Consider the following 11796-nt stretch of genomic DNA (forward strand, 5'->3'; position numbering starts at 1 on the left):
GGCCGGTGTCGAAGTGCTCCGCGACCAGCGTGATGCCGCCCGAGGAATTGGCGGAACTGGCGAGCTCCTCGATCCACGCGCGGCTCAGGTTCGTCGGCTCGGGATCGTCGAAGACGAAGCGCAGCGGAATCGACGGGTGCAGCCAGATCGTGCTGCGACCCCGCGGCTGGTCGTCGGGGTGCTGCCAGGTGACCGTGAAGCTCTCGCTGCGCCGCAGCTTGGTCGCGATGACGACTTTCAGGTGCGCCAGCGCGCGGTCGTCGATGTGGATCGGAGTAGCCGACCCGCCGTAGTAGATGGTGCCCACCGGGCCACCATAAGCCCTAGCCCGCCGCGCCTCCGCATTGTTGTGGAAAGTTCTCGCCCGCGGTCAACGGGTGGCGCGGCGGAGGTTCTCGGTCAGTTCTTCGCGCGTCTGGCGGACGACGTAGGCCGGCTGGTCGCGCTCGACGCGCCAGCTGTCCTTCAGAGGCCCGACGTTCACGGTGTCGAAGCCGAATTCGTCGTACAGCGCCGTCACGAGCGCCACGGCCTCGTCGCTGTCACCGGAGGTCGCCAGCGCGCGGCGGTCGGCATCCCCCGCCGGCCTGCCGTCGGTGAGGATCTCTGACGCCAGGATGTGGTTGAACGCCTTCGCGACTTTGGAGAGAGGCAGGTGCTCCTGCAGCAGACCGCTGGTCGTCGCCTGCTTCTGGTCCAGCTGCGGGATCCGACCGTCGCGTTCCCAGTAGTAGTTGTTGGTATCGAGGACGATCTTGCCCGCCAGAGGTTCGACGGGCACATCCTGGTAGGCCTTGAGGGGGACCGTCACGATCACGACATCGCCCGCGGCAGCCGCTTCCGCCGCCGTCGCTGCCTCGGCGTTCGGCCCCAGCTCGCTCACGAGCGGCGTGAGCGACGCCGGCCCGCGCGAGTTGCTGATCACGACGTCGTACCCGCGATCGACGAGCCCTCTCGCCAGAGCCGAGCCGATGTGTCCTGCGCCGATGATTCCGATTCGTGTCATGCGGTGGTGGAACGCGGCATCACCCGAGCTATTCCCGCACGGCCGTCTACAGTCGCGTCCAGGCCTCGCTGAGCACGGATCGCAGGATCTGCTCGATCTGGTCGAACTCCGCCGGGCCGATCGTCAGGGGCGGCGCCAGCTGGATCACCGGGTCGCCGCGATCGTCGGCGCGGCAGTACAGCCCGGCGTCGAAGAGGGCCTTGGACAGGAATCCGCGCAGCAGCCGCTCGGACTCGTCGTCGTCGAAGGTCTCCTTCGTGGTCTTGTCCTTCACCAGCTCGATGCCGAAGAAGTAGCCGTCGCCGCGCACGTCGCCCACGATGGGCAGGTCGGTGAGCTTCTCGAGAGTACGGCGGAAGATCGGCGAGTTCTCGCGCACGTTGGCGAGGAGGCCCTCCTCTTCGAAGATGTCGAGGTTCTCCATCGCGACGGCGGACGAGACGGGATGACCGCCGAAGGTGTAGCCGTGGGGGAAGGACACGTTGCCGTGCGCGAAGGGCTCGTAGATGCGGTCGCTCACGATCGTCCCGCCCAGGGGCGAGTAGCCGCTCGTGACCGCCTTGGCGAAGGTGATCATGTCGGGCTGATATCCGTACGCGTCGGCGCCGAAGTAGTGGCCGAGGCGCCCGAACGCGCAGATGACCTCGTCCGAGACGAGCAGGACGTCGTACTTGTCGCAGATCTCGCGGACGCGCTGGAAGTATCCGGGGGGCGGGGGGAAGCATCCCCCCGAGTTCTGCACGGGCTCGAGGAAGACGGCGGCGACGGTCTCCGGCCCCTCGAAGTTGATCATCTCCTCGATGCGGTCGGCCGCCCAGACGCCGAACTCCTCCTGCGAGCCGCCCGCGAAGCCCATCTCTGCGGCGCGGTAGAAGTTCGTGTTGGGCACGCGGAAGCCGCCCGGCACGACCGGCTCGAACATGGACTTCATGCCGGGCAGCCCGGTGATCGCCAGGGCGCCCTGCGGGGTGCCGTGGTAGGCGATGTAGCGCGAGATCACCTTGTGCTTCGTCGGCTGTCCCGCGAGCTTCCAGTAGTGCTTGGCGAGCTTGAACGCCGTCTCGACAGCCTCGCCGCCGCCCGTCGAGAAGAACACGTGATTGAGGTCGCCCGGGGCGAGATCGGCGATGCGGTCGGCGAGTTCGATCGCGGCCGGGTGGGCGTACGACCAGATCGGGAAGAACGCGAGCTGCTCGGCCTGCCGGGCACCCGCTTCGGCCAGGCGCCGCCTGCCGTGACCTGCGTTGACGACGAACAGCCCGGACAGGCCGTCGATGTACTCCTTGCCGGTGGAATCCCAGATGCGGTGTCCCTCGCCCTTGACGATGATCGGCACACCGGGGCCGTCGGTCATGACCGACTGACGCGAGAAGTGCATCCACAGGTGGTCGCGGGCCATGGCCTGCAGTTCTGCGTCGGTGCGGGTGGTGCTGTCGGTCGAGATCGTCATCGGTCGGGCCTTCCTGGCGGGTTGCCCACGACGATACTCGGGTCGTCGTGGGCGCCGCCGCTCACGCCGGCGCTCAGACGGCGTCCACCACGGTGCGCACGTGCGTCGCCGTCACCCGCCGATCGGACGCCGTCACAACATGCACGGCACCGGTGATCTCGATCGACGCTGTCGTCTCCTTGTCGGCGCTCGAGCCGCCGACCCACAGCTCGACCGCGCCCGGCTCGACGATGCGCCGGCCACTGCGACCGGTGAAGGCCAGACGCGTCGTCGGAACGTCGAAGTCCACGATCGCCTCCTGACCCGGCTCGAGGAAGACGCGGGCATATCCGAGCAGCTGGGCCACGGGGCGGGTGACCGACGCGTACACATCCCGCCCGTAGAGCTGCACGACATCCGTGCCCGCGCGGGCACCGGTGTTGCGCACGTGGACCGATGCGCGCAACGCCTCTCCGGCGCTGACCGCAGGCCCGGCGGAGAGCTCCGTGCGCGAGAAGGACGTGTACGTCAGCCCGAACCCGAAGGGTCGGACCGGGGCGCTGCTCGCGCTCGTGATCTCGTTCGGTCCTCCCAGGATCGGATGCAGGTACGAGAACGGCTGGGATCCGGCCGATCGCGGGAGCGAGACCGGCAGGCGTCCGCTCGGCGCGCTCGCGCCGGAGAGGATCGCGGCGATCGCCGCCCCGCCCTCTTCGCCCGGGAAGAAGGCCTGCGCCACCGCTGCTGGTGCGTGGGGCTCGTCCAGCGCCCACCCCACGGCGTACGGCCGGCCGGTCAGAAGGACGACGACCACCGGTGTGCCGGTCGCGATCACCGCCTCGACGAGCTCGCGCTGCAGTCCGGGCAGTTCGAGGCTCTCGACGTCGTTGCCCTCGCCGACGGTGCCCCGCCCGAAGAGCCCGGCGCGGTCGCCGACCACGACGATGGCGACATCGGCGGCGGATGCGGCAGCCGCGGCATCCGCGAACCCCGATCGGTCCTGACCCTCGACATCGCACCCCCGGGTGTGATTGATCTGCGCGTCGGGCAGCTCGGCGACCAGCGCCTCGAGAACGCTCGGGATGCGGAAGCCGAGCTCGACCTCCGGATGGTGGGCGAGAACATGGTTCGCAAAGGAGTAGCACCCCATGAGAGCCTCGGCCGAGTCCGCATTCGGGCCGATCACCGCGATGCGCCGGTGCTGCGCGCCGAGCGGCAGCGTGCCGTCATTGGAGAGCAGGATGACCGATTCTTCGGCCAGACGGCGCGCCAGCGCACGGTGCTGCGGACCGTCCAGGTCCACCGCCGCCGGAGGCTGATCGAACGTCTCGTCCAGCAGCCCGAGCCGCTCCTTCTGGGTCAGGACCCGGGCGACAGCGCGATCGACGACCGCCTCGTCGATCCCGCCGTCGACGAGCAGATCGAGCAGGGGAGCGCCGTACGCGTCCGCGCTCGGCAGTTCGACATCGATGCCGGCGGTGAGCGCCAGGAACGCCGCTTCGGCGGGGCTCGAGGCCACCGCGTGCATCGTCTGCAGGAACAGCACCGAGAAGTAGTCCGAGACCACGACGCCGTCGAAGCCCCACGTGCCGCGCAGCAGGTCGGTGAGGTACGCCGGCGTCCCGGCGACCGGATCGCCGTCGATCTCGGCGTAGGAGTTCATCACGCTGCGGGCACCGCCATCGCGAACCGCCATCTCGAACGGCGGAAGCAGCACGTCCGCCACTTCCCGAGGACCGGCCGACACGGGAGCGTGGTTGCGCCCCGCTCGTGATGCCGAGTAGCCGACGAAGTGCTTCAGCGTGGCGTCGACGCCGGATTCCTGCAGGCCGCGCACGTACGCGGTGCCGATCGTCCCCACGACGTACGGGTCCTCGGAGATGCACTCGTCGACGCGCCCCCATCGCGGGTCGCGGATGACATCCAGCACCGGCGCGAGACCTTGATGGATGCCGAGCGTGCGCATCGACGCACCGATCAGCGCGGCCATCTCGTGCACGGCGGCCGGGTCGAAGGATGCCCCCCAGGCCAGCGGCGTGGGGAAGGTCGCCGCCTTCCACGCGGCGAGGCCCGTCAGGCACTCCTCGTGGACGATCGCAGGGATGCCCAGACGCGTCTGAGACCGCAGCCTCCGCTGTTCGCCCCAGAGCCACTCGGCGCGCTGCACCGGGTCGACCGGCCGGGTGCCGTAGACGCGCGTGAGGTGCCCGATGCCGTGCCGGGAGGCGTCGTCGTACTTCGTCGAGGAGGCCAGTTCGCCCGCCATCGGCGCGACGAGTTCATCGCCCTGATCGACCCAGAATCCGCCCAGCTGGGCGATCTTCTCCTCGGGGGACATCTGCGCGATCAGCGCGCGCACGCGCGCCGAAGACTGCGATTCGCTCATGGTGGTTCTCAGCCCTTCACGGCGCCGGTGAGGCCGCCGACGATGCGTCGCTCGAACAGGCTGAAGAACACCAGCGCCGGAATCATCGAGAGCGACGTGAATGCCAGCACGCGTGCAGTGTCGACGGAGTACTGCGAGGCGAAGGCCTGCGTGCCGAGCGGCAGCGTGTAGGCGGCCTCGTTGTTCAGGATGAACAGCGGCAGCAGGTAGCTGTTCCAGCTGCCGATGAAGGCGAGGATGCCGACCGTGATGACCCCGGGAACCGCCAGGGGGATCACCATGCGCCAGAAGAAGCCGAGGCGACTGCATCCGTCGATCGCCGCCGCCTCCTGCAGCTCGTTCGGGATCGCCGCCAGGAAGGGGACGAGGATGATGATCGTGATCGGAAGGGCGAAAGCGATCTGGGGGATGATCACGCCGGCGATCGAGTTCATCAGACCGAGGTTGCGCACCAGGATGTACAGCGGCGTGATCGCCACCGTCATCGGGAACATGAGTCCGGCGGCGAAGACGGCATAGATCAGTCCGCGTCCGCGGAACGAGTAGCGCGCGAGCGCGAACGCCGCCATGAGCCCCATCGCGACGACCAGCAGCGTCGTCGCGATCGCGGCGATCGCCGAGTTGCCGACCTGACCCCAGAAGACCGGACTCACCAGGACGTCGGCGTAGTTCTGCCACTGCCAGGCCGTGGGGAAGCCCGAGGGGTCGACGGTGATCTCGGAGTTCGAGCGGAACCCGCCCAGGATGATGTAGGCGACCGGCGCGAGCATGAGCCCGATGAGCACGAGCGCGACGAAGTAGATCGCCAGGCCGCCGGACTTGAGCTGTCCGGGTGCGGGGCGCTGTCGGGCGGGGGGCGCCTCGATGAGTGTTGCGGCCATCAGGCCTTCCCTCCTGTGATGGCGCCCGCCGTATCGCGGCGCAGCAGGAAGCGCTGGTAGAGCAGCGCGACGGCGAGAGAGATGAGGAACATCACCACGGCGACGGCGCTGCCGTATCCGTAGCTGCCGGCGTTGCGTCCGTTGGCCACCATGTAGGTCGCCATCGTCGATGTGCCGGCGGTGGAGGCGACGTACTGACCCCAGATGATCCAGACCAGGTCGAACAGCTGGAGCGAGCCGATGATCGACAGGAACGCCCAGATGCGGATCGTCGGTCCGAGCAGGGGCAGCACGATGTGGCGCTGGATCTGCCAGTACGAGGCCCCGTCGATCGCGGCCGCTTCGGACAGCTCATCCGGGATGCCCTGCAGTCCGGCGAGGAAGAGGATCGTCGCGAAGCCGATGTACTTCCACGTGATGATCACCATCAGCGTCCAGATCGCGATCGCCGGGTCCGACAGCCAATCGGCCGTGAGCGCACCGAGGCCGACCTTCTCGAGCAGGCCGTTGAGCGCGCCGTTGGACTGGAGCATGAGGCTCCAGCCGATGCCGACCACGACCTCGGAGATGACATAGGGGACGAAGATCAGGATGCGGATCGCCGACTGGAAGCGCATCTTGCGGTTCAGCAGCAGTGCGAGCCCGAGCGCGAGCGGACCCTGCAGCACCAGGGACATGATCGCGATGAACACGTTGTGCCCGAGCGCCTCGTGGAAGTCGGGGTCGGTGAGGATCACCACGTAGTTGTTGAGGCCGACGAAGTCCACGGCAGGGCCGTAGCCCGACCAGCTGAAGAAGCCGTAGTACGCCGCGAGCACGACGGGGAAGATCACGAAGGCGACGAAGACCAGCAGGGCCGGTCCGATCAGGACGGCCAGTTCGAGCCGCGGACCCCAGCCGGCACCGCGGGAGCGCCGACTCGCGGTGGGCCGTCTCAACGGGGGCGGCCCCGACGGGGGCAGCGTCTGAACGCTGCCCCCGTCGACGTCCGGCGTCCCGGCGGCGTTCGCGGTGGTCTGCGACGTGTCGCGCAGGGAAGCCATCAGGTGCCTCCTAGGACTTGGCAGCCGCGTCGTTGACGGCATCCACGATGGCCTGCGCGTCACCCTGACCGGCGAACATGTCCACCACGGCGACGTTCAGCGCGTTGCCGATGTTCTGGCCGTAGAGGGTGTCGAGCCAGACCACCACGTACGGGGCCTCGTTGTACGCCTTGAGGACCTCCTTGAGTGCGGGGTCGGTCACGACGCCCTGCGCCTCCTGCGAGGCGGGCAGGGTGACGAACGCCTCGGCGTACGCCTCCTGGTTCTGCTTCTCGACCATGAAGTTCAAGAAGTCCACGCACTCCTTGGGTGCGTTGACCCAGCAGGAGTACCCGTCGACGCCGCCCATCATGGCGCCGGGAGCGCCGTCGCCCTCGACCGCGGGGAACGGGAACCAGAGCAGGTCGGCGAGCGGCTTCTCATCGGGCGTGAGCGAGGCGATCACGCCCGGATCCCACGCGCCCATGAGCTCCATCGCGGCCTGGCCGTTGGCGATCAGGCCTGCCGACGAGCCGGCGCCCTGCTGGGCTGCGGTCGTCAGGAAGCCGTCGTTGAACGGCTCGGTCTCGATGAACGCCTGCAGGTTCTCGCCCGCTTCGAGCCAGCAGGGGTCATCGAACTGGCGGCTGTCGGCCGCCTCGTCCATCGTCTCCTTCGAGCAGGCGCGCAGGGCGAAGTTGTAGTACCAGTGCGCGGCGGGCCACGCATCCTTCGCGCCGACGGCGATCGGCGCGACGCCGGCTGCCTTGAGCGCCTCGTCCGTGGTCACCAGGTCTTCGATGGTCGCGGGCGGTTCGGTGATGCCGGCAGCGGCGAACGTGTCGCCGGAGTAGAAGATTCCCGAGGGCAGCACGGCGGTGGGGATGCCGTACACCTTGTCATCGATCTCGAATGCCGAGAGCACGCCGCCCAGGGCCGACGTGGTCTCCTCGGTGACGCCGTCGGTCAGATCCATCGCCTGCCCCGCGGCGACGACGTCGGCGAGCTTGCCGCCACCGCGCGCCATGAAGATGTCGGGCGCGTCGCCGGCGTTCAGGGCCGTCTGCAGCTTGCCGTCCATCTCTTCGTTCTGAACCGACTGGATCTCGACGGTGACGCCGGGGTTCGCCTCCTCGAAGGCTGCCGCGGTGTCTTCCCAGTACGCCTTGCCGGGGCCGGTCGTGGAGTTGTGCCAGAACGTCAGCGTGACGTCGCCGTCCGCGGAGCCGCTGTCACCGCCGCCCGCGCAGCCGCTCAGGACGAGCGCCCCCACGGCCAGGAGGGCAGAACCCGCCAGGAGTTTCTTGCCATTCATGTGATTTCCGTTTCTCTTCTTCGAGTCGCACCTCGCTCGCGGAGGTGGCGTGAAACCCGCACGGTCGACGAGTTCCGGGACCGCTGTGCGTGGCGCACGGGCTTGGGCACCCGGCGCTGGCGTTCAGTGTCGCAATGTCGGGCGGAAACTGTCAAACGTTTTCGAAAACCTTTTCCATTCGTTATGATCTGGCCCATGGGACGCCGCGCAACGATCAATGACGTCGCCGCGGCAGCCGGCGTTTCGGTCTCCACAGTGTCCAAAGCCGTGCACGGCAGGTACGGCGTCTCGCCCGACACCATGCGACGCGTGCTCGATGTCGTCGAGAAGCTCGGCTATCAGTCGAGCCTCGGCGCCAGCAGCATGCGCTCCCACCGCACCGGGGTGATCGGAGTTCTCGTGCCGGCCTTCGAGCCGTTCAGCGCCGAGATCCTGAAGGGCGTCGGAGCCGCGGTGCGGGGGACCGGATTGGACCTGCTCGCCTACAGCGGCTCGCAGGACGGCACCGGCGAGGGGTGGGAACGGCGGTCGGTGAGCCGGCTGAGCGGCACGCTGATCGACGGCGTGATCATGGTCACGCCGACAGTCGTGGCAGTGGGGGGCAGCGAAGTGCCGATCGTCGCGATCGATCCGCACACCGGGCCCGCGGATCTTCCCACCGTGGAATCCGACAGCTTCCACGGCGCCCAGCTCGCCGCCCGCTACCTGATCGAGCTGGGCCACACGCGCATCGGCTTCATCTCCGGCCGTCCCGATCTGCGCTCGTCGGTGCTGCGGGACGCGGGCTACCGCAGCGCCCTGCTCGAGGCCGGCATCCCCTTCGATCCCCGCCTGGTCGGGGTCGGCCGCTACCAGGAGGATGCGTCACGAGAGCTCGCGCAGGAGCTGCTCTCGCAGGTCAACCGCCCCACGGCGATCTTCGCTGCGAACGATCTCTCGGCGATCGCGGTCCTCGCCGTCGCGGCAGAGCTGGGCATCTCGGTTCCCGACGAGCTCTCGGTGATCGGCTTCGACGACATTCCCGAGGCCTCGCGCCACGTGCCGTCGCTCACGACGGTCCGCCAGCCCATGCAGCGACTCGGGGAGGTCGCGACCAAGATGCTCATCGCCCTCATGAACGGCGAGCAGCCGGATCAGACGCATCTGCGGCTGCCGACGCGCCTCGTCCCGCGCGCCACCACCGCACCGCCGCTGTAGCACCGCCGGGCTACGGGGCGAAGGCCGCCGGGTCGCGCAGCAGGTCGGCGAAGGCGAGCTCGGCGGCGCCGATGAGCAGCCGGTCCTCCGCCAGAACGGCGGTGCGGATGCTGAGCCCTTCCATGCTGGCCGGCATCGCCTGCCGCGCCACGGCATCGACGAGGCCGTCGAGATCGTGCTCGGCGAGCGTGGCGAGGAATCCGCCGAGGACGACGACCGAGGGGTTCAGGACGTTGACGGCGTTGCCGAGAGCCGTCGCGAGGATGCGCCGCTGCCGCGCGAGTTCCTCGGCGACCGTGACCGACTCCGATGTCGCGAGGGCCGCAGCAAGGGTCGGCTCGTCCGCCGAGTGCAGCCTGACGGCGGCGAGGAGCCGCGCGCGGCTCACTTCGTCCTCGAGCACGCCGTCGCCGGCGCGGCGATCGGAGGTCGCCGCGATGCCCGGCCGGTTCTGTCCGAACTCCCCGGCGTACCCGCCCGCGCCCGGCACCGGAACGCCCCCGACGATCAGCCCGCCGCCGATGCCGCTCGCTCCGCCGTTGAGGTACACGACGTCATCCACGCCGCGGGCCGCGCCGAACAGGTGCTCGGCGACGGCGCCCAGCATGGCGTCGTTGCCCACCGACGTCGGCACCCCGGTCGCCTCGGCGACCAGATCGCGCAGCGGAGAGTCGGTCCATCGCAAGTGCGGGGCGTTGCGGACGAGCCCATCCCCCGCGCGGACCAGGCCGGGGACGGCCAGCCCGACGCCCGCGATCCGGGCCTCGGCGAGGCCTCCGCGGCGCCACGTCGCCAGCTGGGCGGCGACCATCGCCGCGGTTTCGGGCGGAGTGATCAGGTGATCGACCTCGATGCGGGTGCGGAGCGAGATCGTGCGGTCGAGCCCGACCGCGGCCATGGTGACGGCATCCACTTCGGGGTTCACACCGATCGCGACGACGCCGGACGCGGCGCCGACGACGGGGGAGGGGCGCCCCACCCGGCGCGACGGGTCGGGGGCGCGCTCTTCGACCAGACCGCCCCGCACGAGCTCGCCGGCCAGGTCGGCGATCGTGGAGCGATTCAGCCCGGTCGCCTCGGTCAGCGATGCCCGCGAGAGGGGACCGTCCAGATGCACGAGGCGCAGCATCCGAGCCAGATTGCGCTGGCGCACTCCGTCTGCGGCTGCTCTCTCGGTGGGCTCGGTCATCGGTCTCACTCTAGGGGTGGCGGTCGATTTGTTGTCGAGCACCGCATGGCGGTGCTTTCTCGGTCGCGGCCGCTGGACGCGGCATCCATCATGGTATAGGTTGTTGATCGCAACAATTGCCGCAAAGGAGCAACATGACCACCCCCACTCGCGACGACAAGTTCTCGTTCGGACTCTGGACCGTCGGCTACAACGGCACCGACCCGTTCGGTGGTCCGACCCGTCACCCGCTCGACGTCGTGCACGCCGTCGAGAAGCTCTCGGAGCTCGGCGCGTACGGACTCACCTTCCACGATGACGACCTGTTCGCCTTCGGCTCGACCGACGCGGAGCGCCAGACGCAGATCGACCGCCTCAAGGGCGCACTGTCGGACACCGGGATGATCATCCCGATGGTGACCACCAACCTCTTCAGCGCCCCCGTCTTCAAGGACGGCGGCTTCACCTCGAACGACCGGGATGTTCGCCGTTTCGCGCTGCGCAAGGTCTTCCGCCAGCTCGACCTCGGCGCCGAGCTGGGCGCGAAGACGTTCGTCATGTGGGGCGGCCGCGAGGGCGCCGAGTACGACGCGGCCAAGGACATCCGCCAGGCGCTCGAGCGCTACCGCGAGGCCGTGAACCTGCTCGGCGACTACGTCGTGGACAAGGGCTACGACATCCGCTTCGCGATCGAGCCGAAGCCGAACGAGCCCCGCGGCGACATCCTGCTGCCGACGCTCGGTCACGCGATCGCCTTCATCGACTCCCTCGAGCGTCCCGAACTCGTGGGCCTGAACCCCGAGGTCGGGCACGAGCAGATGGCGGGTCTGAACTTCGCGGCCGGCATCGCCCAGGCGCTGTACCACGGCAAGCTCTTCCACATCGATCTGAACGGCCAGCGCGGCATCAAGTACGACCAGGACCTCGTGTTCGGTCACGGCGACCTGCACAACGCGTTCGCCCTGGTCGACCTGCTCGAGAACGGCGGCCCCGGCGGGGTTCCGGCCTACGACGGTCCCCGTCACTTCGACTACAAGCCCTCGCGCACCGAGGACGAGAACGGCGTCTGGGACTCGGCGGCCGCGAACATGCGCACCTACTTGCTGCTGAAGGAGCGGGCCGCGGCCTTCCGCGCCGACCCCGAGGTGCAGGAGGCGCTCGAGGACTCGCGCGTGAACGAGCTGTCGGTTCCCACCCTGAACGACGGCGAGACGTACCAGGACTTCCTGGCCGACCGCTCGGCGTACGAGGACTTCGACCCGTCTGTGTACCTCGGCGGCAAGGGCTTCGGCTTCGTGCGGCTGCAGCAGCTGGCGACCGAGCACCTGCTCGGCGCGCGCTAGGGCATCCCCCCGGCATCTCCCCCTCTTTCGTCGACTTGTCGTATATGTG

9 protein-coding genes and 1 pseudogene are annotated in these 11796 nt (G+C 69.0%); 2 read left to right on the forward strand and 8 right to left on the reverse strand.

From position 1 onward, the window contains the following. Window positions 1–4: 4 nt before the first annotated feature. The 7 genes and pseudogenes from RWQ91_RS09970 to RWQ91_RS10000 all read right to left on the reverse strand — a co-directional run. A pseudogene (locus tag RWQ91_RS09970) lies at window positions 5–307 on the reverse strand (hypothetical protein); the annotation flags it as partial. A 63-nt stretch (window positions 308–370) separates the two neighbouring features. Beyond that, complete coding sequence (locus RWQ91_RS09975; protein ID WP_314505555.1) at window positions 371–1006, reverse strand: NAD(P)-binding domain-containing protein; 636 nt, start codon at window positions 1004–1006, stop codon at window positions 371–373. A gap of 46 nt (window positions 1007–1052) precedes the next feature. Further along, window positions 1053–2456, reverse strand: a complete 1404-nt coding sequence (locus RWQ91_RS09980) for an aspartate aminotransferase family protein (RefSeq protein WP_314505557.1) — start codon at window positions 2454–2456, stop codon at window positions 1053–1055. Between the two features lie 73 nt (window positions 2457–2529). Beyond that, window positions 2530–4821 carry a glycoside hydrolase family 3 N-terminal domain-containing protein gene (locus RWQ91_RS09985; RefSeq protein ID WP_314505559.1) on the reverse strand — a complete coding sequence of 764 codons (2292 nt, stop codon included), beginning with the start codon at window positions 4819–4821 and terminating at the stop codon, window positions 2530–2532. An 8-nt stretch (window positions 4822–4829) separates the two neighbouring features. Beyond that, window positions 4830–5702, reverse strand: coding sequence for a carbohydrate ABC transporter permease (locus RWQ91_RS09990; RefSeq protein WP_314505560.1), 873 nt, complete (start codon window positions 5700–5702; stop codon window positions 4830–4832). Then, the gene (locus RWQ91_RS09995) at window positions 5702–6745 is read right to left on the reverse strand and encodes a carbohydrate ABC transporter permease (RefSeq protein ID WP_399546239.1); all 1044 of its coding nucleotides are present in this window, start codon (window positions 6743–6745) and stop codon (window positions 5702–5704) included. Before RWQ91_RS09995 ends, RWQ91_RS09990 begins: the two co-directional genes overlap by 1 nt. 10 nt (window positions 6746–6755) lie before the next feature. Further along, complete coding sequence (locus RWQ91_RS10000) at window positions 6756–8039, reverse strand: extracellular solute-binding protein (RefSeq protein WP_314505562.1); 1284 nt, start codon at window positions 8037–8039, stop codon at window positions 6756–6758. 195 nt (window positions 8040–8234) lie between these two features. On the opposite strand from RWQ91_RS10000, the gene RWQ91_RS10005 reads away from it, so the two are divergent. Then, window positions 8235–9236, forward strand: coding sequence for a LacI family DNA-binding transcriptional regulator (locus tag RWQ91_RS10005; RefSeq protein WP_314505565.1), 1002 nt, complete (start codon window positions 8235–8237; stop codon window positions 9234–9236). Between the two features lie 10 nt (window positions 9237–9246). Here RWQ91_RS10005 and RWQ91_RS10010 read toward each other — a convergent pair whose 3' ends face one another. Continuing rightward, window positions 9247–10425 (reverse strand): ROK family protein, encoded by a 1179-nt coding sequence (locus tag RWQ91_RS10010; protein WP_314505567.1) that lies wholly within the window; start codon window positions 10423–10425, stop codon window positions 9247–9249. Window positions 10426–10559: 134 nt separating this feature from the next. Between RWQ91_RS10010 and xylA the strand changes: the two genes are divergently transcribed. Further along, entirely contained in the window at window positions 10560–11747 is a 1188-nt protein-coding gene (gene xylA, locus RWQ91_RS10015; protein ID WP_314505571.1) for a xylose isomerase, read from the forward strand. Window positions 11748–11796 lie beyond the last annotated feature (49 nt).

It is taken from the genome of uncultured Microbacterium sp. (assembly GCF_963524805.1).
Taxonomy (GTDB): domain Bacteria; phylum Actinomycetota; class Actinomycetes; order Actinomycetales; family Microbacteriaceae; genus Microbacterium.

Bases quoted from the DNA above. Each gene is read 5' to 3' on its own strand.
- RWQ91_RS09975 (WP_314505555.1), bottom strand. From the start codon at position 1,006: ATGACACGAATCGGAATCATCGGCGCAGGACACATCGGCTCGGCTCTG.
- RWQ91_RS09995 (WP_399546239.1), bottom strand. From the start codon at position 6,745: ATGGCTTCCCTGCGCGACACGTCGCAGACCACCGCGAACGCCGCCGGG.
- xylA (WP_314505571.1), top strand. From the start codon at position 10,560: ATGACCACCCCCACTCGCGACGACAAGTTCTCGTTCGGACTCTGGACC.
- RWQ91_RS09980 (WP_314505557.1), bottom strand. From the start codon at position 2,456: ATGACGATCTCGACCGACAGCACCACCCGCACCGACGCAGAACTGCAG.
- RWQ91_RS10005 (WP_314505565.1), top strand. From the start codon at position 8,235: ATGGGACGCCGCGCAACGATCAATGACGTCGCCGCGGCAGCCGGCGTT.
- RWQ91_RS10010 (WP_314505567.1), bottom strand. From the start codon at position 10,425: ATGACCGAGCCCACCGAGAGAGCAGCCGCAGACGGAGTGCGCCAGCGC.
- RWQ91_RS09985 (WP_314505559.1), bottom strand. From the start codon at position 4,821: ATGAGCGAATCGCAGTCTTCGGCGCGCGTGCGCGCGCTGATCGCGCAG.
- RWQ91_RS09990 (WP_314505560.1), bottom strand. From the start codon at position 5,702: ATGGCCGCAACACTCATCGAGGCGCCCCCCGCCCGACAGCGCCCCGCA.
- RWQ91_RS10000 (WP_314505562.1), bottom strand. From the start codon at position 8,039: ATGAATGGCAAGAAACTCCTGGCGGGTTCTGCCCTCCTGGCCGTGGGG.